Source organism: Salmonella sp. SAL00672, from assembly GCF_046552175.1.
Lineage (GTDB): Bacteria > Pseudomonadota > Gammaproteobacteria > Enterobacterales > Enterobacteriaceae > Salmonella > Salmonella enterica.
Map to the genome: position 1 here is coordinate 138655 of NZ_JBGDUQ010000002.1, position 26844 is coordinate 165498.

The 26844-nt window shown below is 50.7% G+C and carries 22 protein-coding genes and 1 other RNA gene; 14 read left to right on the forward strand and 9 right to left on the reverse strand.

The features are described from left to right. Positions 1–14: 14 nt before the first annotated feature. The 5 genes from gatZ to ACLJTG_RS06475 form a co-directional block, all read right to left on the reverse strand. The gene (gene gatZ, locus ACLJTG_RS06455; protein ID WP_000658627.1) at positions 15–1286 is read right to left on the reverse strand and encodes a tagatose-bisphosphate aldolase subunit GatZ; all 1272 of its coding nucleotides are present in this window, start codon (positions 1284–1286) and stop codon (positions 15–17) included. 197 nt (positions 1287–1483) lie between these two features. Beyond that, complete coding sequence (locus ACLJTG_RS06460; RefSeq protein ID WP_017465423.1) at positions 1484–2290, reverse strand: HPr family phosphocarrier protein; 807 nt, start codon at positions 2288–2290, stop codon at positions 1484–1486. Next, on the reverse strand, positions 2277–3704 hold the full coding sequence (locus ACLJTG_RS06465; RefSeq protein ID WP_079951115.1) for a PTS fructose transporter subunit IIC: 1428 nt from the start codon (positions 3702–3704) through the stop codon (positions 2277–2279). The genes ACLJTG_RS06460 and ACLJTG_RS06465 overlap by 14 nt, the downstream gene beginning before the upstream one ends. 26 nt (positions 3705–3730) lie before the next feature. Next, on the reverse strand, positions 3731–4645 hold the full coding sequence (gene pfkB, locus ACLJTG_RS06470; protein WP_001520582.1) for a 1-phosphofructokinase: 915 nt from the start codon (positions 4643–4645) through the stop codon (positions 3731–3733). 10 nt (positions 4646–4655) lie between these two features. After that, complete coding sequence (locus ACLJTG_RS06475) at positions 4656–5510, reverse strand: tagatose bisphosphate family class II aldolase (RefSeq protein ID WP_079951114.1); 855 nt, start codon at positions 5508–5510, stop codon at positions 4656–4658. Between the two features lie 333 nt (positions 5511–5843). On the opposite strand from ACLJTG_RS06475, the gene ACLJTG_RS06480 reads away from it, so the two are divergent. After that, on the forward strand, positions 5844–6677 hold the full coding sequence (locus ACLJTG_RS06480) for a DeoR/GlpR family DNA-binding transcription regulator (protein WP_001118366.1): 834 nt from the start codon (positions 5844–5846) through the stop codon (positions 6675–6677). A 10-nt stretch (positions 6678–6687) separates the two neighbouring features. Then, positions 6688–7635, forward strand: coding sequence for a sugar kinase (locus ACLJTG_RS06485; RefSeq protein ID WP_001027807.1), 948 nt, complete (start codon positions 6688–6690; stop codon positions 7633–7635). Positions 7636–7874: 239 nt separating this feature from the next. Here ACLJTG_RS06485 and garD read toward each other — a convergent pair whose 3' ends face one another. Continuing rightward, on the reverse strand, positions 7875–9446 hold the full coding sequence (garD, locus tag ACLJTG_RS06490) for a galactarate dehydratase (protein WP_001273723.1): 1572 nt from the start codon (positions 9444–9446) through the stop codon (positions 7875–7877). Positions 9447–9975: 529 nt separating this feature from the next. Here garD and garL point away from each other — a divergent pair. The 4 genes from garL to rnpB all read left to right on the forward strand — a co-directional run bounded on the left by garL (position 9976) and on the right by rnpB (position 13312). Further along, positions 9976–10746 carry a 2-dehydro-3-deoxyglucarate aldolase gene (garL, locus tag ACLJTG_RS06495; RefSeq protein ID WP_001057715.1) on the forward strand — a complete coding sequence of 257 codons (771 nt, stop codon included), beginning with the start codon at positions 9976–9978 and terminating at the stop codon, positions 10744–10746. A gap of 25 nt (positions 10747–10771) precedes the next feature. Next, complete coding sequence (gene garR / locus ACLJTG_RS06500) at positions 10772–11662, forward strand: 2-hydroxy-3-oxopropionate reductase (protein WP_000178106.1); 891 nt, start codon at positions 10772–10774, stop codon at positions 11660–11662. 97 nt (positions 11663–11759) lie between these two features. Continuing rightward, complete coding sequence (gene garK, locus ACLJTG_RS06505; protein WP_000706458.1) at positions 11760–12905, forward strand: glycerate 2-kinase; 1146 nt, start codon at positions 11760–11762, stop codon at positions 12903–12905. Between the two features lie 32 nt (positions 12906–12937). Continuing rightward, positions 12938–13312: RNase P RNA component class A (gene rnpB / locus ACLJTG_RS06510), an RNA gene on the forward strand. Between the two features lie 210 nt (positions 13313–13522). On the opposite strand, the gene ACLJTG_RS06515 is transcribed toward rnpB, so the two are convergent. Then, positions 13523–13765 carry a hypothetical protein gene (locus ACLJTG_RS06515; protein WP_137986715.1) on the reverse strand — a complete coding sequence of 81 codons (243 nt, stop codon included), beginning with the start codon at positions 13763–13765 and terminating at the stop codon, positions 13523–13525. 598 nt (positions 13766–14363) lie between these two features. Here ACLJTG_RS06515 and tdcA point away from each other — a divergent pair. The 8 genes from tdcA to ACLJTG_RS06555 all read left to right on the forward strand — a co-directional run bounded on the left by tdcA (position 14364) and on the right by ACLJTG_RS06555 (position 25761). Further along, complete coding sequence (tdcA, locus tag ACLJTG_RS06520; RefSeq protein ID WP_001094910.1) at positions 14364–15302, forward strand: transcriptional regulator TdcA; 939 nt, start codon at positions 14364–14366, stop codon at positions 15300–15302. A gap of 97 nt (positions 15303–15399) precedes the next feature. Further along, positions 15400–16389, forward strand: a complete 990-nt coding sequence (tdcB, locus tag ACLJTG_RS06525; RefSeq protein WP_000548367.1) for a bifunctional threonine ammonia-lyase/L-serine ammonia-lyase TdcB — start codon at positions 15400–15402, stop codon at positions 16387–16389. Positions 16390–16409: 20 nt separating this feature from the next. Further along, positions 16410–17741 carry a threonine/serine transporter TdcC gene (tdcC, locus tag ACLJTG_RS06530; protein WP_000108129.1) on the forward strand — a complete coding sequence of 444 codons (1332 nt, stop codon included), beginning with the start codon at positions 16410–16412 and terminating at the stop codon, positions 17739–17741. A 66-nt stretch (positions 17742–17807) separates the two neighbouring features. After that, complete coding sequence (tdcD, locus tag ACLJTG_RS06535) at positions 17808–19016, forward strand: propionate kinase (RefSeq protein WP_001001858.1); 1209 nt, start codon at positions 17808–17810, stop codon at positions 19014–19016. A 33-nt stretch (positions 19017–19049) separates the two neighbouring features. Next, complete coding sequence (gene pflB, locus ACLJTG_RS06540) at positions 19050–21344, forward strand: formate C-acetyltransferase (RefSeq protein WP_080102137.1); 2295 nt, start codon at positions 19050–19052, stop codon at positions 21342–21344. A gap of 69 nt (positions 21345–21413) precedes the next feature. Further along, positions 21414–22778: an L-serine ammonia-lyase gene (gene tdcG / locus ACLJTG_RS06545; protein ID WP_000622084.1), complete on the forward strand. Its 1365-nt coding sequence runs from the start codon at positions 21414–21416 to the stop codon at positions 22776–22778. Positions 22779–23093: 315 nt separating this feature from the next. Then, on the forward strand, positions 23094–24425 hold the full coding sequence (locus tag ACLJTG_RS06550; RefSeq protein WP_000443187.1) for an amino acid permease: 1332 nt from the start codon (positions 23094–23096) through the stop codon (positions 24423–24425). Between the two features lie 25 nt (positions 24426–24450). Continuing rightward, complete coding sequence (locus tag ACLJTG_RS06555; protein WP_000463071.1) at positions 24451–25761, forward strand: serine dehydratase subunit alpha family protein; 1311 nt, start codon at positions 24451–24453, stop codon at positions 25759–25761. A 112-nt stretch (positions 25762–25873) separates the two neighbouring features. On the opposite strand, the gene ACLJTG_RS06560 is transcribed toward ACLJTG_RS06555, so the two are convergent. Both ACLJTG_RS06560 and ACLJTG_RS06565 read right to left on the reverse strand, forming a co-directional pair. Continuing rightward, complete coding sequence (locus tag ACLJTG_RS06560) at positions 25874–26038, reverse strand: hypothetical protein (RefSeq protein WP_000039326.1); 165 nt, start codon at positions 26036–26038, stop codon at positions 25874–25876. 23 nt (positions 26039–26061) lie between these two features. Beyond that, complete coding sequence (locus ACLJTG_RS06565; protein WP_000633555.1) at positions 26062–26763, reverse strand: pirin family protein; 702 nt, start codon at positions 26761–26763, stop codon at positions 26062–26064. Positions 26764–26844: the final 81 nt, after the last annotated feature.

Below are 26844 nucleotides of genomic sequence, written 5' to 3' on the forward strand. Positions count from 1 at the left end.
AAATTCTCCATTATTCAGGCGACATCCGGCGTGCAACCGAAGCGATAAGCGCGCAGAACATCCTGAATTTTGTCAATAATCAGGTTATGCGGCGTAGGGGTGAGCACGCCCTCAGACAGGCGTTCAAACTGTACGGGCATAAACTGGCTAATTAATCCCAGCGGCAATGTGACGTTGTTCAGATTGGCGATTAACTTCTCTACGCTTTGACGAATACGCGGGTGCGGCCAGTAATAGCGAATACGGTCAGACAAACTAAAGTGGATGTCGACCATCGCCTGGCTCCAGGTTGGACGGTAGTATTTTTTCCAGTAGCCCGGTTCGTTTAGCATAACTTCATCAATGACCTCCAGTACCCGACTACGTTGTTCCGGGGAGATCAGCTCGTTTTCCATTTGCGCAAGTGCGAAAATGGCTTCGCGCAGCGCGAAAGTGAGCGCCGGGCCGACCTTCAGAATGGCGTAATGATCGCGTACCAGCGCACGGTAGGCCTGTCGCGTCTGATAATCAGTCGAATGCGCTTCATAGACCATCGGCGTTTCTTTTATCCATGCGGAGAGCGCCTGTGCCGCCTGCGGCTGATAATGAATAATCTGGGTATGATCAAATTCAACGCCCGGCTGTACCACAATGGCGATCACGCGTGACAGTGCTTCTTCCAGACCTGATTCACGAAACGCGATTTGGTGAGTTTCCAGCGTACGTGCAGCATCGACTTCGCGGGTGACATGAACGCTGCCGATGGTACTGGCTTCACCGCCAGGAACGGGCACTTCCGTGCCGATGACATAAGTCAGATGGCATTTTTGTTCTTCGTTTGCGGTCTCTTCTGCTGCTTTACAAAGCACGGCGGCACGGCGTGCAACGACCATCGGATCCAACGGTGTCGGGTCGTCAGCGCAGGACATCGACGCGTCCAGGTGAATTTTGCTAAAACCAGCGGCGACATACGCTTTTATTAACTCAACTGACTTTTCCATTGCCGCCGCTGCCGGTTCGTTCTGCCAGCAGTTAGGCCCTAAATGATCGCCGCCAAGAATCAACCGCTCACGTGGAAATCCCACTTCCTGAGCAATGCCATAAACAAAATCACGAAAATCAGCCGGTTTCATTCCGGTATAACCGCCAAACTGATTCACCTGATTGGATGTGGCTTCAATCAATACCTTGTTGTCAGTATTGAGATCGAAAAGCAGAGCTGATTCGATAACCAGGGGATGAGCAGAACAAACTGAACAGATGCCCAGATGTTCTCCTGCTTTATGACGAGCAATTATTTCTTTCACTTTTATCTCCGAGTTCTTTCGTTTTTCTTCTTCGAAAGAATTTATAGGCTTTCGTAATGTTGTTTTGTGATTTTGATCTGATAAATGAAAGTTGCGAAAGGAAATGTAAGGTAACGAAATGGTGTGTAATGTCTGTAACTTCACTTTGTCATGAAAAACCGTACCCGCCGGAGCGGGCACGGAGGAACAAATGAAGGCTAATTAAACAATCGAGATAGCCAACTGCGCTTTGGCTGCATGACTTCTGGTGGTGGGGTAACGGGAACGGTGATCATCTCGCCTGCACCAGAGGTGATAAGCTCCCCGATTTCACGTAGTGCCTGCTGTGCATCTTCGCCCTGCGCCCGGAACAACAAGCGATGCCCCTTTTTCGCGCCGAGCGACACCACTCGCATCAGGTTTTTCCCGTCCACCGGGCCGGAGGCGCTATCCAGATTTTCTACCGTAATGTGGCTTTGAAACTGTTTGATAAACTTCACCAGTACCGCACTGGGTCTGGCATGTAAACCATGCGGATTATGGATGACAAACGTTGCCTGCTCACCCTCCTGCAACTCCACGGCTGCTGGCGTATTGGTCGTCGATCCAGTCAGTAGCGCTAAAACCTGACTGGGGGATTCGGCTTTAGCCAGTGCTTGCAGAATAGCGTCATCGCTGAGCACGCGAGTCAGTTGGCGCAAAATCTCAAGATGTTCATTGGAGCGCGCGGCAATTCCGGTGACCAGATACGCGGTATTGCCGTCACCCCAGTCAACGCCGTGGCGAAAAACGATTACCTTTACACCGGTTTGTAATACTGCATCGCGAGACTCTGGCGTACCGTGTGGGATCGCGATTCCATTTCCCAGATAAGTGGAGATCTGTGCTTCGCGATCCAACATGCCGCGTAAATAGTCAGTCGTGGTATTGCCAGCCGCAGATAACTTTTCCACCACACGGTGCAGAGCGGTGACTTTATCGAGGCGCTCATCGCTGATAAAAATATCGTGTTCACAGAGCTGCATTCTGACCTCCAGCCTTTGCTACAGGAGTTGTGTTGACTGAATTTTTGCGCACAGCCCACAATCTCCATAGGCCAAGCATCACCGCACCACATGCAGAGCCCGCAAGGATACATAACACCCAGGCCAGCGGCTGACTCACCAAAGGTAAAATTAAGAAGCCGCCGTGAGGAGCCGGAACCTGAATACGCAAGCTGTAGCTAAGTACTGCGGAAATGCTGGAAGCAATCATCATCATCGGGATGACACGCAAAGGATCTTTCGCTGCGAAAGGAATCGCGCCTTCAGTGATGTGTGTACAACCGAGGATATAGTTAACCATGCCTGCGGCACGTTCTTCCTCGCTAAAACCTTTTGGAAAGAAGGTGGTCGCCAGAGCAATTACCAGTGGTGGAGTAATACATGCGGCAGACACACCAGCCATAAAGTAGAAGTTGCCCTGGCCCAGTAAAAGCGTGCCGGTGACATAAGCGGCTTTGTTTACCGGGCCGCCAAAGTCAAAGGAGCACATTGCACCCACCACAATACCCAGCAATATTGGATTCGCTTCCTGTAGCGATGCCAGCCAGTTCATCATGCTATTATTGATAGCTGCGACAGGTTGCCCAAGCAGCGACATCAACACGCCAATAACCAGTACGCCAATGAGCGGCATAATAAAAATCGATTTCAGGCCTTCATACTGACGCGGTAAGCCTTCGAGTCGATTCTTTACCCATAACATCAGGTAACCGGCGGCGAATCCGGCAATTATCCCACCAAGAAATCCTGCGCCGGTAGCATTTGCCAGTAAGCCGCCGACAAATCCAGCCACCATCCCTGGTCTGCCAGAAATAGAGAATGCAATATAAGCGGTAAAGACCGGAACCATAATCGAAAAGGCTTGCTGACCGATTTTCATTAGCATTGCGGCGGTTGCATTGTATTCAGCTGAATTAGGATCAGAGGAATAAATCCCCCATAAAAACGACACCGCAATTAATATGCCTCCGGCAACTACAAAAGGTAGCATATTTGAAACACCACTCATCAGGTGCTTATAAATTTGTCGCCCCAGTGATTCTTTTTCGATAATTTCCGTGCTGGTGGTTGATTCGCCTTTACGTATTGGGGCTTCACCATTAATAACTTTGTTAATCAGCTCCGCAGGATGATGGATTGCTTCTTTTACCGGTACTTCAATAACCGGTAAACCATTAAAGCGATCAGGTAAGACATCTTTATCCGCCGCAATAATGACTCCGGCAATATCTACCAGATCAGCAGGTTGAATAGCATTTTCAACGCCACTGGCACCATTGGTTTCAACTTTTATTTCAACAGATAATTTTTTCGCGGCATTTTTTAAGGCTTCTTCAGCCATAAATGTATGCGCAATACCGGTAGGGCAGCCGGTCACTGCAATGATCTTTTTCATAAGCAGACCTTATATTGTAATTTAACCTACAGCTTTCTGACGTGGATTTGCGAAAGTAAGGTTTCTATTGCCGCAAGTTGGCCTAGTCCGGCAGAACTTGCGACATCAGCTCCTGTTGCACTGGCAAGAGATAAGGCATATTCCACTTCTCCTGTAGATAACCACTGGCTGAGAAAGGCGGCCAGTGCAGCATCGCCTGCACAGGCGGAGCTCACCAAATCAACCGTTGGCGCGCTACAAAACCAGTAATCAATCCCATTGGAGAAATACATTCCTTTAGCGCCAAGGGTTAGCAGAACATTTTGTGCACCAAGTGCATGTAAAGTGGTTAGAGTATTTTTCGCATCATTGTCGTCAGAGACAGTTAAACCGAATATTGCTTTAACCTCTTCATCATTTGGTTTAATTAATAACGGTTTGAACTCCAGTAACTGACGTAATGACGGATGACTAATATCTAAAATTACGCCGATATTTTTTTGCTGACAAATATGCATAATTTCTGCGTAAAAGCGGCTTTCAATACCTTGTGGCAGGCTGCCGCTTATCACCAGATAGTCTGCATCGGGCAGTTGCGAAATAATCGTGATAATTTGTTGTTTACATTCATCTGGAATATATGAGCCAGGGTTGACCAGTTTATATTCCTGCTTACCGTCATGAATGAAAATATTAATCCGCGTGGGTTCTTCTACCCATGCTGGTGTGACTGGCATTTTTCGGGTACGCAGGCTTTCTACAATATAATGCCCGGTGAAACCACCAAAAATGCCTAATATATGCGCAGGTATTTGAAAGTGATCCAGAACCAGCGCAACATTTACCCCTTTACCATTTGGGCAAAACTCGGTGTGGTGAGTGCGATTGACAATATTTGGCTGTAAAGGATCGCTAAATATATTCATATCAATCGCGCTATTAAGTGTTAGCGTGTAGATCACAGGCGATTCCTCACAGTTGCCCTTCACAGCCGCAAACATGAATTACTTTGCGTACCACCTCTTTCATCGCCTGTTTTGCTGGTTGCATATAGTGGCGGGGATCATTGGCTTTCGGGTTTTGTAGGAAATACTCTTTTAAGGCGTCGGAGAAGGCGATTTTCAGTTCGGTGGCAACATTGACTTTGCATACCCCAAGGCTGATGGCCTGGCGAATATCGCTTTCCGGCAAACCAGATGCCCCATGCAATACCAGAGGGATATCCACCAGAGCGCGTATTTCTGCCAGTCGCTCAAAATCAAGTTTAGGTTCAGCGGCATACATGCCGTGTGCCGTGCCGATAGCAACCGCCAGCGAATCAATGCCGGTGCGCGCCACAAACTCACGTGCTTGCTGTGGATTGGTGTAAAGGGCATCTTTGCTGTCTACCACTAAATCATCTTCGATCCCACCAAGGCGGCCCAGTTCTGCCTCCACGCTGGTGTCGTAGCGATGGCAAAAATCGACCACGCTTTTCACCAGCGCCACATTCTCTTCAAAGGGAAAGTGGGAACCATCGATCATGACTGAACGGATCCCTGCCATAACTTTGCTTTCAATATCGGCTAACGATTCATGATGATCCAGATGAATGGCCAGTGGCAGATTGTATTCACGAGCCAGATCGCCCGCGATCGCCACAATGTTACCCATTCCGGCATAGCTAAACGTGCCTGGTGTTCCGGCAACGATCAGCGGTGAGCGCATTTCTGCGGCGGTTTCTACCACCACCTGCAAGGTTTCCAGGTTATGGATGTTAAAGGCTGGCACGGCATAGCCTGTATGCTGGGCCTTCTGGAGCATATTTTTACTGGAAATAATGAACATAGTGGTCTCCGTTTATAACTTTCGAAATTAAAGTACAAAATAAAAATAACCTTCGTTTTGAAAGTAATGTAACGATCATTGCCACACATGATTGTGATCATCAACACAAAAGCAGGATAATTTTTCTTAAATGAAAGCAAATATGTGGATTTAAATTTTGTTTTGTAAGTAAATAGGGGATGTGAAAATTCTATAATTGATTGATTTTATTGTGATGTTTCCCATTGAGCATTCGGTGACGTGGTGCAAAATTGACATCCCCTGTCAGAAGTTTAAAAATGAAAGTTAAAGCACGGGATAACTTCCCGACGAAGCGGAAAAAAAGGGTATGTTGTGGCAAAACCATCTACCAGCCTGTTGAAAAGGCGTCTGGACATTGCCGAAATCGTCCGTAAAAACGGCGAAATAAAAGTAGACGATTTGGCTGAAATGTTATCGGTTTCAGGGGTAACGATCCGTAATGATCTCAATTACCTGGAGCAGCAAGGCTATCTGAAACGCTCCTTTGGCGGAGCGATTTACACGGCCCAACCCGTCAGAGCAGCGGTAAGCCATGAAGTGGTGCAGTCGCAGGCGTTAGAGCATAGCGTCGAGCTTGAACTGGCTAAGCAAGTTGCCCGTCTGGTCTGCGACGACGATACCGTGTTTCTGGGGGCCGGAGAGGTGTTGCGTAAAGCGCTTCCTTTCCTGGGCGATTATCGGGATCTGTGCCTTATCATCAACGATCTTAGCCATGTTGCACCGGCCCGTGATTATATCGATGGTGAAATTGTGTTGTTGGGCGGTGTACTGGGGCGCAGTGGTCAGGCGCTGGGGGGCGAAATCGCCATCCAATCTTTGCAACAATTTCAACCGTCATGTTGTCTGGTGATGGTGGACCATATCAGCGAGGATGGCACGCTCAACGTGAAAAACGAAAGTGCAGCTGCTTTGCTAAGTGAATGCCTGCGCCTTAGTGGACAGAGTATTGCCGTGGTGGCGCAGCGTCCGATTCATGATATAGCGCGTTATCCGGTAGGAAAACTGAATACGCTGAGCGCGATTATTACGCCACAGATTGTCGCCGCTGAGTACCACTCACGGTTTCTGGCCGACGGCTTAACCAACAGCTATACCAATAACGAATGTCTGACCTGGATAAACCCGACCCTGCATCAGGCAAGATGAAGGACAACGCATGAACATAACAATCGCAACATTGGGTGAATTGCTCGTCGAGTTTCTGGCAAAAAAAGAGAACCAGGGATTTTCCTCACCGGGGGAATTTTGGGGGCCGTATCCCAGTGGGGCGCCTGCCATATTTGCCGATCAGGTTGCTAAACTTGGTTTTCGTTCATTGTTGTTTAGCTGTGTTGGCAACGATGCCTTTGGCGTTATGAATATTACCCGATTGTCGCGCGATGGCGTAAATGTACAGGGAATTTCCGTACTGCCGAACGCCACAACAGGTAGTGCTTTTGTCAGCTACCGAAGCCAGGCCCAGCGAGATTTTATTTTCAACATGCCGGACAGTGCGTGCGGTTTGCTGAGTGCCGACCACCTTGATGAAACATTACTCAGGCAATATCGCCACTTTCATATTATGGGATCGTCATTATTTTCCTTTCGTTTGATCGATGCCGTACGCAAGGCGATTAGCATTGTAAAAGAAAATGGTGGCACAATTTCTTTCGATCCTAATATCCGTAAAGAGATGCTAAAGATCCGCGAAATGTCGCAGGCCTTTGAATATATTCTTGATTACACGGATTTCTTCCTGCCAAGCGATGGCGAACTGGATTATTTCGGCCTGAGCAAATCCCGCGATGAAGAGAAAATTGTCGCAAGGCTTCACAAGCGTGGAATTGCCCATGTCATCATTAAACGTGGCGCCCGTGGAGCCAGTTACTATTCAAAAGACGAACAACATCATGTGGCTGGGTATCCGGTGAAGGTGGTTGATCCTACAGGCGCTGGCGATTGCTTTGGCGCAACCTTTGTCAGCCTGTTTCTTGCGGGATATTCCGTACCCGATGCTTTAGCCCATGCTAATGCCGCAGGATCGCTGGCTATCTCTGCGCGTGGGCCGATGGAAGGCACGTCCACGCTGGCACAAATTAAAGAATTGATGAGGCAGCAGAATTAAGTAAAGGTGATTAATAGGCTGTCGTTATATTCGACATACCTCAAATTGCATGTGCTGCGACTCAAATTAGTGAGAAACGTAAGGTTGCGCCTGGCATAGAATTTCAATTTATTGAATTTGAATGGTTTTATGGTGGGTTAGGTGTTTTTGCCATATCCGGTATGAACATGGCGCAGTTTATCAAACATATGAAAACATGGCCCTTAAGCCATGTTTTGCGAGGCGCTTTCCAGAATAGATCAGGTCACAGGTGCGGGGTTAAACACTGCCAGCTGGTTATGCAATCCCCATTGATCTGAGAAAGTCTTTTTCCGGCCGCTGGCGACATCAAGAATAAAGTGAAATAGCTTCCAGCCCACATCTTCGATTGTCTCTTCACCCGTGGCGATGGTGCCTGCATTGATATCCATTAAGTCATACCAGCGGTTCGCCAGCTCGGTACGCGTCGCCATTTTAATGACCGGCACCGCCATCAGCCCGTACGGCGTGCCGCGTCCGGTGGTAAAGACCTGTACGGTAATGCCGGAAGCGACCTGCTGCGTGCCGCAGACGAAATCGCTGGCGGGCGTCGCGGCGTAAATCAGGCCGCGTTTGGTGGGGCGCTGGCCCGGCGACAATACTTCGACAATGGCGCTCTTACCCGATTTAGCGATAGAGCCCAGCGCTTTTTCCACGACGTTCGCCAGGCCGCCTTTTTTGTTGCCGGGGGACGGGTTAGCGCTGCGATCGGTTTTCCCCATATCAAGGTAGTTATCGTACCAGGCCATTTCATCCAGTAGGCGTTTACCCACGGCTTCGTTGATGGCGCGCGGCGTCAGAAGATGAATGGCATCGCGCACTTCGGTGACCTCCGAGAACATGACGGTCGCGCCGCAGCGTACCAGCAGATCGGAAGCATAACCCACCGCCGGGTTTGCCGTGACGCCAGAAAACGCATCGCTGCCGCCGCATTGCATCCCGACGACCAGCTCGGAGGCCGGGCAGGTTTCGCGCTGGCGCTGGTTCAGTTTCGTCAGATGGCGTTCGGCGACCCGCAAAATATCGTCGACCATTGATTTAAAGCCGACATGCTGCTCGTCCTGTAAACGCACAATACTGGCGCTTTCAACGGCGATAGCGGGGACATCCTCGGTGCCTTCCAGCAGTCGTTCCGGCTGCAGTTTTTCGCAACCGAGGCCAATCACCATCACTTCGCCGCCAAAATTGGGGTTAAGCGCGATATTATGAATCGTGCGAATCGGCACGACCGCCGCCGGCGCGTTGATTGCCACGCCGCAGCCGTACAGATGGTTTAGCCCTACAACGCCATCGACATTCGGGTATTTGGGCAGCAGATCGCGCTCAATTACTTTCACCACATAATCGACCACGCCCGCCACACAGTGCACACTGGTGGTAATGCCAAGCAGATTTTTGGTGCCGACGCTGCCATCGGCGTTACGATAGCCCTCAAACGTATAGCCTTCCAGCGGCGGCAGCGGTTCCGGTACTTTGGTCGCCAGCGGTAGCGTATTCAGCGGCGGCGCTTTTGGCAGTTCAACCAGCGACTCGTCGATCCAGCTTCCGCGCGGGATGTCGCGTACCGCATAACCGATGACTTCGCCATAACGGATGATTTCGCCGTGAGCGGGGATATCCGTCAGAGCGACTTTATGGCCTTGCGGAATATGTTCAGTCAGTTCCAGGCCATCCGGAAAACGTGTTCCGGCTTTAAGGCCGTGGTCATTAACAATAATTGCGACATTATCGGTTTCATGTACTTTTATATAAAACGCCGATGGCGATTCCTGGCGAATTTCGATATTGGCCATTGTTCAACATTCTCCAGCCTGGATGATAGAAATAGGATTATCTATTTTGGTTATGGTTAAATCGTTAAATCTCAATATAAGAAATAAAGTTCATGCATAATGAAATAAGAATGACAGGAGTATAAATATAAGAATGTGATCCAGATCACCGCAAATTATGAAATTTTTTATGTAGGCCGGGTAAAGCGTAAATGTGTGCATTAGCGCCCAGTATCATGGGCGCATGCTCAAAAATAAGCGTTAAATAATCCCTTTTTAATGAGCGTTTGCACAATGATTATCCGCCATAGGCTGTTTATACTGAATGGCGAATTCAGTGTATCTGACGAGTTATTTGAAAATACCATGATAATAATAAAAGACGATAAAGATATCAGAACGGTATATTGTGCTACAGGATGTGTACCACATTAGAAATAGAATGCGGAGACCCATTCTGATTTCAGATAAGCATTTTATTGTCGTTGCTATAAGTTATGGTGGCGGCATCACATGTAGAGAATTAAAGAAATAAGCGAAGGTATAAGCGATGAATAACGCTATTTTCCCGAATAAGTTTAAAGCGGCGCTGGCGGCGCAACAGGTGCAGATTGGCTGCTGGTCTGCACTGGCAAGCCCAATCACCACCGAAGTTCTTGGTCTGGCGGGATTTGACTGGCTGGTGCTGGATGGCGAACATGCGCCGAACGATGTGACCACCTTAATTCCGCAGTTAATGGCATTGAAAGGCAGCGCCAGCGCGCCTGTGGTACGTGTGCCAACCAATGAACCGGTCATTATCAAACGGATGCTGGATATTGGGTTTTATAACTTCCTGATCCCCTTTGTTGAAACGCAAGAGGAAGCGGCTCGCGCCGTCGCCTCGACGCGTTACCCGCCGGAAGGCATTCGCGGCGTTTCCGTTTCTCACCGCGCGAATATGTTCGGCACGGTGCCTGATTACTTTGCGCAGTCGAACAAAAACATCACCATTATTGTTCAAATCGAAAGCCAGTTGGGTGTCGACAATGTTGATGCCATCGCCGCAACGGAAGGCGTTGATGGCATTTTTGTCGGCCCAAGCGATCTGGCCGCCGCGCTGGGTCATCTCGGCAATGCTTCTCACCCTGACGTGCAGCAGACGATTCAACATATTTTCGCCCGCGCTAAAGCGCACGGTAAACCGTGCGGCATTCTGGCGCCGGTAGAGGCGGATGCCCGCCGTTATCTGGAATGGGGCGCGACCTTTGTCGCCGTTGGCAGCGATTTAGGCGCATTCCGCGCCAGCACGCAGAAGCTTGCCGACACCTTTAAAAAATAATCCTGGTATGGAAAGAGAGAACGCTATGACGATGAAAGTTGGCTTTATTGGCTTAGGCATCATGGGTAAGCCCATGAGCAAAAACTTACTGAAAGCAGGGTATTCGCTGGTGGTGTCCGATCGTAATCCTGAAGCGATTGCCGACGTCATTGCCGCAGGCGCGGAAACGGCCTCTACGGCGAAGGCGATCGCTGAACAGTGTGACGTCATCATCACGATGCTGCCTAACTCTCCGCATGTGAAAGAGGTTGCGCTGGGCGAGAACGGTATCATCGAAGGCGCGAAGCCGGGAACCGTATTGATTGATATGAGTTCTATCGCGCCGCTGGCAAGCCGTGAAATCAGCGATGCGCTGAAGGCGAAGGGCGTTGAGATGTTGGATGCGCCGGTCAGCGGCGGCGAGCCGAAGGCGATTGATGGCACGCTGTCGGTGATGGTGGGGGGCGATAAAGCCATTTTCGACAAGTACTACGACCTGATGAAAGCGATGGCGGGTTCCGTGGTGCATACCGGCGATATCGGCGCAGGCAACGTCACAAAACTGGCTAACCAGGTGATCGTGGCGTTGAATATCGCCGCCATGTCTGAAGCGCTGACGCTGGCGACTAAAGCGGGCGTCAACCCGGATCTGGTCTATCAGGCGATTCGCGGCGGTCTGGCTGGCAGCACGGTACTGGATGCGAAAGCGCCGATGGTCATGGACCGAAACTTTAAGCCAGGTTTCCGTATCGATCTGCACATTAAAGATCTGGCGAATGCGCTGGATACCTCCCACGGCGTTGGCGCGCAGCTCCCGCTGACCGCCGCCGTTATGGAAATGATGCAGGCGTTACGCGCGGATGGACACGGTAATGACGACCATAGCGCGCTGGCGTGCTACTACGAAAAACTGGCGAAAGTGGAAGTCACTCGCTAACGACGTTGTGCCCGGATGGCGTGTAGCGATCCGGGCCTGAATTTCAGGCTGGATAAGTGAAACGCCATCCGGCGTTGTGCAGTAACAGGCTACCACTATGAAAATCGTAATTGCCCCCGACTCCTATAAAGAAAGCCTTTCTGCCGCCGAGGTAGCGCAGGCGATAGAAAAAGGATTTCGGGAAATTTTCCCCGATGCGCAATATGTCTCTGTTCCGGTTGCCGATGGCGGCGAAGGAACGGTCGAAGCCATGATTGCCGCGACGCAGGGCGTTGAACGCGCCGCATGGGTGACCGGGCCGTTGGGTGAAAAAGTGAAAGCCTGCTGGGGAATGTCCGGGGATGGTAAAACCGCGTTTATTGAAATGGCGGCGGCCAGCGGACTGGCGCTGGTTCCGCCAGAAAAACGCAACCCTTTGATTACAACCTCGCGGGGAACGGGGGAGCTGATATTGCAGGCGCTGGAAAGCGGCGCAAGCAATATCATTATCGGCATTGGCGGCAGCGCGACAAATGACGGCGGCGCAGGGATGATGCAGGCGTTAGGCGCAAAACTGCGCGATGCAAACGGCGCGGATATCGGTTACGGTGGCGGAAGCCTTCATTGTCTAAGCGACATTGATATTTCAGAGCTCGATCCCCGTTTAAAACTCTGCGCTATTCGTGTCGCTTGCGATGTCTCTAATCCTCTGATCGGCGACAACGGCGCATCACGAATTTTTGGGCCGCAGAAAGGCGCGACCGAAGAGAACATTGTTGAGCTGGACAGAAATCTTGCTCACTATGCCGACATCATAAAAAAATCGCTGAATGTCGACGTAAAGGCGGCGCCCGGCGCAGGCGCGGCAGGCGGTATGGGGGCGGCGTTAATGGCTTTTCTCGGTGCGGAATTACGCAGCGGGATCGAAATTGTCACGGCGGCACTGAACCTGGAGGAGCATATCCACGACTGTACGCTGGTGGTGACGGGAGAAGGGCGGATTGATAGCCAAAGTATTCGCGGTAAAGTGCCGATTGGCGTCGCGAATGTGGCGAAAAAATATCATAAGCCAGTGATTGGCATTGCCGGCAGCCTGACGCACGATGTAGGGATAGTGCATCATTATGGCATCGACGCTGTCTTTAGCGTACTCACGCGCATCGTGACGCTGGAGGAGGCTTTTCGGGGCGCTTTTGACAATATTTATCGGGCATCCAGAAATGTTGCTGCCGCTCTGGCGATAGGAATGCGCAGCGCAGGGTGACAAAGTCGCGCGAACCCTCTATACTTCGCGCCGAAGCTGACCAGACAGTCGCCGCTTCGTCGTCGTCCTTTCGGGGAGACGGGCGGAGGGGAGGAAAGTCCGGGCTCCATAGGGCAGGGTGCCAGGTAACGCCTGGGGGGGAAACCCACGACCAGTGCAACAGAGAGCAAACCGCCGATGGCCCACGCAAGTGGGATCAGGTAAGGGTGAAAGGGTGCGGTAAGAGCGCACCGCGCGGCTGGTAACAGTCCGTGGCACGGTAAACTCCACCCGGAGCAAGGCCAAATAGGGGTTCATAAGGTACGGCCCGTACTGAACCCGGGTAGGCTGCTTGAGCCAGTGAGCGATTGCTGGCCTAGATGAATGACTGTCCACGACAGAACCCGGCTTATCGGTCAGTTTCACTTCTTCATAAAACCCGCTTCGGCGGGTTTTTGCTTTTACAGGGCGGCAGGATGAATGACTGTCCACGACGCTATATCCAAAAGAAAGCGGCTTATCGGTCAGTTTCACCTCTTCATAAAACCCGCTTCGGCGGGTTTTTGCTTTTACAGGGCGACAGGATGAATGACTGTCCACGACGCTATATCCAAAAGAAAGCGGCTTATCGGTCAGTATCATCTCTTCATAAAACCCGTCAGTGTAAGCTGGCGGGTTTTTGCTTTTACCGGGCGACAGGATGAATGACTGTCCACGACGCTATACCCAAAAGAAAGCGGCTTATCGGTCAGTATCATCTCTTCATAAAACCCGTCAGTGTAAGCTGGCGGGTTTTTGCTTATCAGGCCGGTGAAGGGTATAGAGGTTGCAGAAGACGCCAGCGTCACCATCCGGCAATTAATTGACAGCCGTGGTGACATAATATTATTCGTTTTTGTGATGAGAAACACAAAACGCTATGGATTGCGCTATTTTTAGTTGAAGTGAAAAGCAATCGATTTCTTTCACAAAATTACATCCTGAAAAACAGCAAGAAAGCGGTGTAAATTATTTGTTGTAAATGAAAATTAAATGTATGAAATATTTTGGTTAAAATTTTATTAAATGTTTCTTTACAAACAAATAAGGTAAAAAAATGTGACGCGTAACGGTTTTTAAGCGCATTTACCTTCGGTTTATACTTAAATTTGAGAAATTATGCTTTAAATTTAACGCTGGAATTGCCGATAAAATGTCCCGTAATTGATTGAAATATCGTCTTCATGGGATATCAAAAATAGGAGATAAAATAGGCTGGTTATCGCCATAATATATCGTTATCCCGCCCCTGTTTTTTGATTGAAATCAGGCTAAGTTACTGCTTTATTTTTGTAAACTATTGAAATATCAGGTTTTCTTTATTTAATAAAAACCATGTAAAAATTGTGGTAAGTTAATTTGTGAGTGGTCGCACATAACCTTTAAGATTTAATTTGCTACACTTCCTGCCGTTCACAATGTTATTTCAGAGCGGTAGATATGAATACTCTTGTTCTCCCTAAAACACAGCATTTGGTGGTCTTTCAGGAAGTCATTAGAAGTGGTTCTATCGGTTCTGCCGCAAAATCGTTAGGGTTAACCCAACCCGCCGTCAGTAAAATCATTAGCGATGTTGAGGCCTATTTTGGCGTTGAGCTAATTGTACGTAAAAATACCGGCGTTACGTTGACCGAAGCGGGACAGGTACTGCTTTCCTGGTCTGAATCTATCACCCGCGAAATGAAAAACATGATCAACGAGATGAACAGTATGACGTGCAATACCGTTGTCGACGTCTCGTTTGGCTTTCCTTCGCTGATTGGCTTTACCTTCATGTCCGATATGATTCATAAGTTCAAAGAGGTCTTTCCAAAAGCGCAGGTATCCATGTACGAAGCCCAGCTCTCTTCATTTCTGCCGGCCCTGCGCGACGGGCGGCTGGACTTTGCTATCGGTACGCTCAGTAATGAAATGCAGCTACAGGATCTGCATGTCGAGCCGCTGTTTGAATCAGAGTTTGTCCTGGTAGCCAGCAAGTCCCGAACATGCACCGGCACCATCACACTGGAATCGTTAAAAGACGAACAGTGGGTGTTGCCGCAAACGAATATGGGCTACTACAGCGAATTACTCACCACTCTACAACGAAATGGCATCAGCATCGAAAACATTGTTAAAACAGATTCCGTCGTCACAATATATAATCTTGTTCTCAATGCTGATTTCTTAACTGTTATTCCCTGCGATATGACCACGCCTTTTGGCTCTAATCAATTTATCACGATACCCATACAAGACACGTTACCCGTCGCACGTTATGCGGCGGTATGGTCTAAAAATTATCGTATCAAAAAAGCCGCTTCAGTATTAGTAGAATTGGCTAAACAATATTCATCATATAATGGATGCAGACGCAGGCAGTTAATAGAAATTGAATGATATGGAATAAACATATTTAGCGAAATTGACGTCACCTGTTTCTTTTGAACAGTGGGCAACGGTAACTTATTTTTAATACCCAGGTTAAGAGGTTATAATGCACATTACATACGATCTCCCGGTTGCAATTGAAGATATCCTCGAAGCGAAAAAAAGACTGGCGGGGAAGATATATAAAACGGGAATGCCTCGCTCTAACTATTTTAGTGAACGTTGCAAAGGCGAAATATTTCTCAAGTTTGAAAATATGCAGCGTACGGGTTCATTTAAAATTCGTGGCGCTTTTAACAAACTTAGCTCGTTAACGGAGGCGGAAAAACGTAAAGGCGTCGTGGCCTGTTCCGCAGGTAATCATGCACAGGGCGTTTCTCTTTCTTGCGCAATGCTGGGTATTGACGGCAAAGTCGTGATGCCGAAGGGCGCGCCAAAGTCAAAAGTGGCGGCCACCTGTGATTATTCGGCGGAAGTGGTGCTCCACGGTGACAACTTCAATGACACCATTGCTAAGGTGAGTGAAATTGTCGAAACCGAAGGCCGCATTTTTATTCCGCCTTACGACGATCCAAAAGTTATTGCCGGGCAGGGCACTATTGGTCTGGAAATTATGGAAGATCTGTACGATGTCGATAATGTCATCGTGCCTATTGGCGGCGGCGGTTTAATTGCAGGTATTGCCATTGCGATTAAATCGATTAACCCGACTATTAAAGTTATCGGCGTACAGGCCGAAAATGTTCACGGTATGGCGGCGTCTTATTACGCTGGCGAAATAACCACGCACCGAACGACCGGCACCCTAGCGGATGGTTGTGATGTCTCCCGCCCGGGTAATTTAACCTATGAAATCGTTCGTGAATTAATCGATGACATTGTTCTGGTTAGCGAAGATGAAATTCGTAACAGCATGATCGCTTTAATTCAGCGCAATAAGGTTATTACTGAAGGCGCTGGCGCACTGGCCTGCGCCGCACTATTAAGCGGGAAATTAGATAGCCATATTCAGAACAGAAAAACGGTCAGTATTATTTCTGGCGGCAATATCGATCTTTCTCGTGTATCACAAATTACGGGTTTAGTTGACGCTTAATCTTTTCGTGAGGATAGGATATGAGTACTACTGATAGCATTGTATCCAGCCAGGCAAAACAGTCGTCATGGCGTAAATCGGACACTACGTGGACGCTGGGTTTATTTGGTACCGCCATTGGCGCCGGGGTGCTGTTTTTCCCTATCCGCGCCGGGTTTGGCGGGCTTATCCCCATTCTGCTGATGCTGGTTTTAGCTTACCCCATTGCGTTCTATTGTCACCGGGCGCTGGCGCGTCTGTGTTTATCCGGATCTAATCCGTCCGGCAATATTACGGAAACGGTCGAAGAGCACTTTGGTAAAACGGGCGGGGTAGTTATCACGTTCCTTTACTTCTTTGCGATTTGCCCGCTGTTGTGGATTTATGGCGTCACCATTACTAACACGTTCATGACGTTTTGGGAAAATCAGCTGCAGATGCCAGCGTTGAATCGCGGTTTCGTGGCGCTGTTCTTGCTGCTGCTGATGGCCTTTGTGATCTGGTTTGGTAAAGATCTGATGGTTAAGGTGATGAGTTACCTGGTATGGCCGTTTATCGCCAGTCTGGTACTAATCTCATTATCGCTGATTCCTTACTGGAACTCGGCGGTTATCGATCAGGTTGATCTCAGTAATATCGCGCTGACCGGGCACGATGGCATACTGGTTACGGTGTGGCTGGGAATCTCTATCATGGTGTTCTCCTTTAACTTTTCGCCCATCGTCTCTTCCTTCGTGGTGTCTAAGCGGGAAGAGTATGAGAAAGAGTTTGGCCGCGAATTTACCGAGCGTAAATGTTCACAGATCATCTCGCGCGCCAGTATGCTGATGGTCGCCGTGGTGATGTTCTTCGCCTTTAGCTGCCTGTTTACGCTCTCTCCACAGAACATGGCGGATGCGAAAGCGCAGAACATTCCGGTACTTTCCTACCTGGCCAACCATTTCGCCTCTTTGTCGGGGACAAAATCCACTTTTGCAACGGTGCTGGAGTATGGCGCGTCTATCATCGCGCTGGTTGCTATTTTCAAATCTTTCTTCGGTCACTACCTGGGGACGCTGGAAGGGCTGAACGGCCTGGTGCTGAAATTCGGTTATAAAGGCGATAAAACCAAAGTCTCTATGGGCAAGCTTAACACCATCAGCATGATCTTCATTATGGGGTCTACCTGGGTCGTAGCTTACGCAAACCCGAACATTCTGGACCTGATTGAAGCGATGGGCGCGCCGATTATCGCCTCGCTGTTATGTCTGCTGCCGATGTACGCCATTCGTAAAGCGCCGTCGCTGGCGAAGTACCGTGGTCGTCTGGATAACGTGTTCGTCACCCTGATTGGTCTGCTGACCATCCTGAATATTGTCTACAAATTGTTCTAATCCTCACGTTTAGCCTGCGTTCCGCCCCAGGGCGCGGACGCAGGCTGACATCGACGGAGGCACTACATGAATGAATTTCCGGTCGTTCTGGTCATTAATTGCGGATCATCTTCTATCAAATTCTCTGTACTGGATGTCGCTACCTGTGATGTTTTAATGGCGGGAATAGCAGATGGAATGAATACTGAAAACGCCTTTTTATCTATTAATGGCGATAAGCCGATAAACCTCGCGCACTCTAATTATGAGGACGTGTTAAAAGCCATTGCCTTTGAGCTGGAAAAACGTGATTTAACGGATAGCGTGGCATTAATAGGCCACCGTATCGCGCACGGTGGAGAGCTATTTACGCAGTCCGTCATTATTACCGATGAGATTATCGATAATATTCGTCGGGTATCACCTTTAGCGCCGCTGCATAATTACGCTAATTTAAGCGGCATTGACGCGGCGCGGCGCCTTTTCCCGGCCGTGCGTCAGGTGGCGGTATTTGATACCAGTTTCCACCAGACGCTGGCGCCGGAAGCCTATTTGTACGGATTGCCGTGGGAGTATTTTTCCAGCCTGGGTGTGCGTCGCTACGGCTTTCACGGTACGTCGCATCGCTATGTTTCGCGGCGCGCGTATGAACTGCTTGACCTCGATGAAAAAAACTCGGGTCTGATTATCGCGCATCTGGGCAATGGGGCGTCTATCTGCGCGGTACGCAATGGTCAGAGCGTGGATACCTCAATGGGGATGACGCCGCTTGAGGGGCTGATGATGGGGACTCGCAGCGGCGACGTTGATTTCGGCGCGATGGCGTGGATAGCCAAAGAAACCGGGCAGACGTTGAGCGATCTGGAGCGAGTGGTGAATAAAGAGTCCGGTTTGCTCGGCATCTCCGGGTTGTCATCCGACCTTAGAGTCCTGGAAAAAGCCTGGCACGAAGGTCATGAGCGCGCCCGGTTAGCGATAAAAACATTTGTCCACCGTATCGCCCGTCATATTGCCGGACACGCGGCATCGTTACATCGGCTGGATGGCATTATTTTTACCGGCGGTATTGGTGAAAATTCAGTATTAATTCGCCAGTTGGTCATTGAACATTTGGGCGTACTGGGGCTTACGTTAGACGTTGAAATGAATAAGCAGCCGAATTCTCACGGCGAGCGCATTATTTCCGCTAACCCTTCTCAGGTTATTTGCGCTGTTATTCCCACGAATGAAGAGAAAATGATTGCCCTTGATGCCATTCATTTAGGCAACGTGAAAGCACCAGTGGAATTTGCATAACTTAACGGCTGTTCTGTAGAGAGATTATTTTTCATGAAGGTAAATATCGATACTAGCGATATGCTGTATGCCGAAGCATGGCGTGATTTTAAAGGTACGGACTGGAAAGAAGAAATTAATGTCCGTGATTTTATTCAGCATAACTATACGCCCTATGAGGGGGATGAATCTTTTCTCGCCGACGCGACGCCAGCGACCACGGCGTTGTGGGAAAAGGTGATGGCGGGAATACGTATCGAGAACGCGACCCATGCGCCGGTGGATTTCGATACCAACATCGCGACGACGATTACCGCGCACGATGCGGGATATATTGAAAAAGAGCTGGAAAAAATCGTCGGTTTACAAACGGATAAGCCGCTTAAACGCGCTTTGCATCCGTTTGGCGGCGTTAACATGATCAAAAGTTCATTCCACGCCTATGGCCGCGAAATGGACGCCGATTTTGAATATACCTTTACCGACCTGCGGAAAACCCATAATCAGGGCGTATTCGATGTTTACTCGCCGGATATGCTGCGCTGCCGTAAATCCGGCGTATTAACCGGTTTGCCGGATGGTTATGGTCGCGGGCGCATTATTGGCGATTATCGTCGCGTCGCGCTGTATGGCATCCGTTATCTGGTGCGCGAACGCGAGCTGCAATTCGCCGATCTGCAGTCGAATCTGGAGCAGGGACAGAAACTTGAGGCGACGATTCGCCTGCGTGAGGAGTTGGCGGAGCATCGTCGCGCGCTGCTGCAAATGCAGGAGATGGCGGCGAAATACGGCTACGATATCTCCCGCCCGGCGCGGAACGCGCAGGAAGCGGTACAGTGGCTCTACTTCGCTTATCTGGCGGCGGTAAAATCGCAAAATGGCGGTGCAATGTCGCTGGGAAGAACCGCCTCGTTCCTTGATATCTACATTGAGCGCGATTTCAACGCGGGCCTTCTGACAGAGCAGCAGGCGCAGGAACTGATCGACCATTTCATCATGAAGATCCGCATGGTGCGCTTCCTGCGCACGCCGGAATTTGATTCACTCTTTTCCGGCGATCCGATCTGGGCCACCGAAGTTATTGGCGGGATGGGGCTCGATGGCCGCACGCTGGTGACGAAGAACTCTTTCCGTTATCTGCATACCCTGCACACGATGGGGCCAGCGCCGGAGCCGAACCTGACCATACTGTGGTCAGAAGCGTTGCCGGTGGCATTCAAGAAATATGCTGCGCAGGTCTCCATCGTGACCTCATCTTTGCAGTATGAAAACGACGATTTAATGCGTACCGACTTTAACAGCGACGATTACGCCATCGCTTGTTGTGTCAGCCCGATGGTCATCGGTAAGCAGATGCAGTTCTTCGGCGCGCGCGCCAACCTTGCCAAAACGTTGCTGTACGCTATCAATGGCGGCGTTGATGAGAAACTGAAAATCCAGGTCGGGCCGAAAACCGCGCCGTTAACGGATGAGGTGCTGGATTATGACGCAGTAATGGAGAGCCTCGACCATTTTATGGACTGGCTGGCGGTGCAGTACATTAGCGCGCTGAACATCATTCACTACATGCACGATAAGTACAGCTATGAAGCTTCGCTGATGGCGCTGCACGACCGTGATGTGTATCGGACGATGGCGTGCGGCATCGCCGGACTGTCGGTGGCGGCGGATTCCCTGTCCGCCATCAGGTACGCTCAGGTGAAGCCGATCCGCGACGAAAACGGCCTTGCCATCGACTTTGCTATTGAAGGCGAGTATCCGCAGTACGGCAACAACGATGAGCGCGTGGACAGCATCGCCTGCGACCTGGTGAAACGCTTTATGCAAAAAATTAGCGTGTTGCCAACGTATCGCAATGCGGTGCCGACGCAGTCCATTTTGACCATCACCTCGAACGTCGTGTACGGGCAGAAGACCGGCAATACGCCGGATGGACGCCGCGCCGGAACGCCGTTCGCGCCGGGGGCGAACCCGATGCATGGTCGTGACCGCAAAGGGGCGGTGGCCTCGCTGACGTCGGTGGCGAAACTGCCGTTTACCTACGCCAAAGACGGTATTTCGTACACCTTCTCGATTGTGCCTGCGGCGCTCGGGAAAGAAGATGCGGTGCGGAAAACCAATCTTGTCGGCCTGCTGGACGGTTATTTCCATCATGAAGCACAGGTAGAAGGCGGGCAGCATCTGAACGTCAATGTCATGAACCGTGAAATGTTGCTGGATGCGATTGAACATCCGGAAAACTACCCGAACCTGACGATCCGCGTTTCCGGCTATGCCGTGCGCTTCAATGCGCTGACGCGTGAACAGCAACAGGACGTTATTTCGCGCACCTTTACTCAGGCGATGTAACGTGAACGGGGCGATCGTGTGGATCGCCCCGCGACGGATCTTCACTGAACGGTAATCTTAGGGGGAGATATGATTAGCGCATTTGATATTTTTAAGATTGGCATTGGACCTTCAAGCTCCCATACCGTAGGGCCAATGAATGCAGGAAAATGTTTTATCGATCGGCTGATCGACAGCGGCGACCTGCCGCGAACGACGCGCATCACGGTTGATCTTTACGGATCGCTATCGCTGACGGGCAAAGGCCACGCGACCGATACCGCCGTCATTATGGGCCTGGCGGGCAATACGCCGCAGGATGTCAATATTGATAGCATTCCGGCGTTTATCCAGGAGGTTGCCCGCAGCAGCCGTTTATCGGTGGCGGGTGGCGCGCATGTGGTGGATTTTCCCGTCGCCGACAGTATTCTCTTTCACGCTGAAACCCTGGCGCGCCATGAAAACGGTATGCGTATTACCGCCTGGAACGGACAAGCGCCGCTTTTACACAAAACGTATTACTCTATTGGCGGCGGCTTTATTGTCGAAGAGGAACGCTTTGGTCAGTCGCACGACGTAGAAAAATCGGTGCCGTATGATTTTCATTCCGCCAGCGAGCTGTTGACGCTGTGTGAAAGACAGGGGCTCTCGGTTTCCGGCCTGATGATGCAAAATGAACTGGCGTTGCGGAGCAAAGAGCAGATTGACGCTGGCTTTGCCCGCATCTGGCAGGTGATGGCGACCGGAATTGAACGTGGCATGAATACTGAGGGCGTGCTGCCGGGGCCGCTGAACGTTCCACGCCGCGCGGTAGCGTTACGGCGTCTGCTGGTCTCCAGCGATAATCTCTCCCGCGATCCGATGAACGTCATCGACTGGATTAACATGTTCGCCCTGGCCGTGAGCGAAGAGAACGCGGCGGGCGGGCGAGTGGTCACCGCGCCGACCAACGGCGCGTGCGGCATTATTCCTGCGGTGCTGGCCTATTACGACAAATTCCGTCGTCCGGTCAATGCCAACTCTATCGCCCGTTATCTGCTGTCGGCGGGGGCGATTGGTATGCTGTACAAGATGAACGCCTCGATATCCGGCGCGGAAGTAGGGTGTCAGGGCGAGGTTGGCGTCGCGTGTTCGATGGCGGCGGCGGGGCTGACAGAACTGCTGGGCGGCAGTCCGGCGCAGGTCTGTATTGCGGCGGAAATTGCGATGGAGCATAACCTTGGCCTCACCTGTGACCCGGTGGCGGGTCAGGTACAAATCCCTTGTATTGAACGTAATGCGATTAACGCCGTTAAAGCGGTAAATGCGGCGCGAATGGCGCTACGCCGTACCTCTGAACCGCGGGTTTCGCTCGATAAAGTAATCGAAACCATGTACGAAACGGGTAAAGACATGAACGACAAATATCGCGAGACGTCGCGCGGCGGTCTGGCGATTAAAGTCGTTTGTGGATAGGCCCGACAGGCGCAGAGTGAGCAGGCTATGGGATAACGTAGAAGACAGAAGTTGAGAAAAGGGCGCACCAAAGTGCGCCCTTTTTTGTTGTGATACGCGTCAAATAGAGAAAATAACAACATTAAACCAATAGTAAATAGAAAAGAATTCTTAACCCACAAGAAATGCAGGCGTTTTATTGGTAAGTTTTTCTCTTATCGTGCGCGTATGATTTTCTTATTACAAGAAAGTACCTGCACCTCACGTTCTGCATATCGCCTTGCTGCGGCACGAAAAATAAAAAAAACCTCTACCTACACATTGAGCGAGAATTTTATGGAATCGGCAAGTAATACCAGCGTAATCCTCGACGCATCAGCCCCGGCGCGTCGGGCAGGGATGACAGAAAGCGAATGGCGTGAAGCCATCAAATTTGATAGTACCGACACCGGTTGGGTCATTATGAGTATCGGGATGGCGATCGGCGCAGGGATCGTTTTTCTTCCTGTCCAGGTTGGCCTGATGGGACTTTGGGTCTTTTTACTCTCTTCTATTATTGGCTATCCGGCCATGTACCTGTTCCAGCGGCTGTTTATTAATACGCTGGCGGAATCCCCGGAATGTAAAGACTACCCCAGCGTGATCAGCGGCTATCTGGGCAAAAACTGGGGTATTTTATTAGGCGCGCTGTACTTTGTGATGCTCGTCATCTGGATGTTCGTCTATTCTACGGCGATTACTAACGACAGCGCCTCTTATCTGCATACTTTCGGCGTAACGGAAGGATTGCTTTCCGATAGTCCATTTTATGGTCTGGTGCTGATCTGCATCCTGGTGGCGATTTCCTCACGCGGTGAAAAATTACTGTTCAAAATTTCCACCGGCATGGTGCTGACCAAGCTACTGGTAGTGGCGGCGCTGGGCGTCTCCATGGTGGGTATGTGGCATCTGTATAACATTGGCGCGCTGCCGCCGATGGCCCTGCTGATTAAAAACGCCATTATTACCCTGCCATTTACGCTGACCTCGATTTTATTTATCCAGACGTTAAGCCCAATGGTGATCTCTTACCGTTCACGCGAAAAATCTATTGAGGTCGCACGCCATAAAGCGCTGCGTGCCATGAATATTGCGTTTGGCATCCTGTTCGTTACCGTATTTTTCTATGCGGTTTCCTTCACCCTGGCGATGGGGCATGACGAAGCGGTGAAAGCCTACGAGCAGAATATTTCCGCCCTGGCGATCGCCGCGCAATTTATTAGCGGCGATGGCGCTGGCTGGGTCAAAGTGGTTAGCGTAATTCTGAACATCTTTGCCGTCATGACCGCCTTCTTTGGCGTTTATTTAGGATTCCGCGAAGCGACGCAAGGCATTGTGATGAATATCCTGCGCCGCAAAATGCCCGCCGAGAAGATTAAGGAAAATCTGGTACAGCGCGGCATTATGATTTTCGCTATTTTGCTGGCCTGGAGCGCCATTGTGCTCAACGCGCCGGTACTGAGCTTCACCTCTATTTGTAGCCCTATCTTCGGTATGGTGGGCTGTTTAATTCCGGCATGGTTGGTCTACAAGGTTCCCGCATTGCACAAATATAAAGGCGCTTCGTTGTACCTGATTATTATTACCGGTCTGCTGCTATGCGTTTCTCCGTTCCTGGCATTCTCTTGATATACCTGAGATTAAGGTTGTTGTTATGTTTGAATCTAAAATAAATCCATTGTGGCAAAGTTTTATCCTGGCCGTACAGGAAGAAGTAAAACCGGCGCTGGGGTGTACTGAGCCAATTTCACTGGCGCTGGCGGCAGCGGCGGCGGCGGCTGAACTTGACGGCACAGTTGAACGCATTGACGCGTGGGTTTCGCCTAATCTGATGAAAAATGGTATGGGCGTTACCGTTCCAGGAACGGGAATGGTAGGGCTACCGATCGCCGCGGCGTTGGGCGCGTTGGGCGGTGATGCGAAAGCCGGGTTGGAGGTGCTAAAAGACGCTTCCGCTAAAGCCGTTGCCGATGCAAAAGCGATGCTGGCCGCCGGACATGTCGCAGTGATGTTGCAGGAGCCATGTAACGATATCCTGTTTTCACGGGCGAAAGTGTATAGCGGCGATAGCTGGGCATGTGTCACGATCGTCGGCGATCATACAAATATTGTGCGGATAGAAACCGACAAGGGCGTGGTATTTACCCAGGCCGATAATGCGCAGGAAGAAGAAAAAACCTCGCCACTGGGAGTGCTGTCTCATACCTCGCTGGAAGAGATCCTGGCGTTTGTGAATGCGGTGCCCTTTGACGCTATTCGCTTTATTCTCGATGCGGCCAGGCTAAACGGCGCGTTGTCGCAGGAGGGACTGCGTGGTTCCTGGGGGCTGCATATTGGTTCGACGCTGGCCAAACAGTGCGATCGCGGTCTGCTGGCGAAAGATCTCTCCACGGCGATTTTGATCCGTACCAGCGCGGCGTCAGACGCCAGAATGGGCGGTGCCACGTTGCCCGCGATGAGCAACTCCGGTTCCGGCAACCAGGGGATTACCGCCACGGTGCCAGTCATGGTGGTTGCTGAACATGTCGGCGCCGATGACGAGCGCCTGGCGCGCGCGCTAATGTTATCGCATTTGAGCGCTATCTATATTCACCATCAGCTTCCGCGTTTGTCGGCGCTGTGCGCGGCAACTACGGCGGCGATGGGCGCGGCAGCGGGTATGGCGTGGCTGATAGATGGTCGTTACGACACTATCGCAATGGCTATCAGCAGTATGATTGGTGATGTCAGCGGGATGATTTGCGATGGCGCGTCGAATAGCTGCGCGATGAAAGTCTCTACCAGCGCGTCGGCGGCGTGGAAAGCCGTACTGATGGCGTTGGATGATACGGCGGTGACCGGAAACGAAGGGATTGTGGCGCACAATGTCGAACAATCTATTTCGAATTTGTGTTCGCTGGCGTGTCGCTCAATGCAGCAGACAGACAAGCAGATCATCGAGATTATGGCCAGTAAAGCGCATTAATAATAACGCCCCGGCATGACGTCGGGGCAGCGTGTTGCCCGATGGCGCTGCGCTTATCGGGTCTACCCGTTATCAGCCGGATCGGGCGCTTGCGCCGCCATCCGGCATGATTTCAGGCTGCGGCCTCTTCTTCTGCCAGCCGGGCTTCGGCGTCCGCCACGATGGCTTCCAGTTCGGTTAGCATCTCTTCATAGCCCAGCGGCACAGTGGCGCTCATCGCCTCCTGTACGGCAGGTTTTACCACGGGCTGACGTTTCTTCGCCGATTTTTTACTCATCTTGCGACTCCTTTTCTGGCTGGCTACACCGGTAAATCTACCAGTAATGCGCGCAGCGGCGTATCGGCAACCAGCGTAATGTTAGGTTCATCACGAATAAATGCGCCATCTCCGCAGGTTAACGCCTCGCGTTCTTCGTTGTGCGTCATCGCGTGGAACGTACCGTGAATCGACTGCAAATAGGCGCGCGGCCCGTGAAGCTGGAAATTAAGCGATTCGCCTTTCTCCAGCGTAATATGATGTACCCAGACCTGTTGGCGCAGTTGTAAGCTGTTTTGCTCACCGTCGGGCGAGGCAAGAAGCTGTTGTTGCGCCGCCAGGAGTGGGATTTTTTGTACCAGCGCGTTTTCCCGTTCAGGACAGGCGTCAAGCCACAGTTGCATTCGGGTTAACGACTTAACTTTGCTGAGATTATGTTCGCTGTAGCTAATGCCCGGCTGCGCGGCGAGCAGTAACGCTTCGCCCGCTTTAGCCTGTACATGGTTGCCGTCGCTGTCGCGGTATTCCGCTTCGCCGTCCAGAATCAGGTTTAAAATATCCACCTTTGGGTAAGTTCGAGGCTGAAAAGAGGCGCCCGGCGCCAGCACTTCCTGGTTCAGTACGCGCAACGACGCGTAGCCCAGCAGTGTAGGGTCGAAATAGTGTCCAAAGGAGAAGGTATAGCGGGCCTGTAGCCATCCGTAGTCTGCCTGTCCACATTGTTTGGCGGTTCGGGTCGTAATCATCGTTATTAACCTCTCTTTACTTCCTTTTATGTTAAGGGGCTGGACGCTGCATTGTTAGCCAGATATTCTGCCCGGTATGTT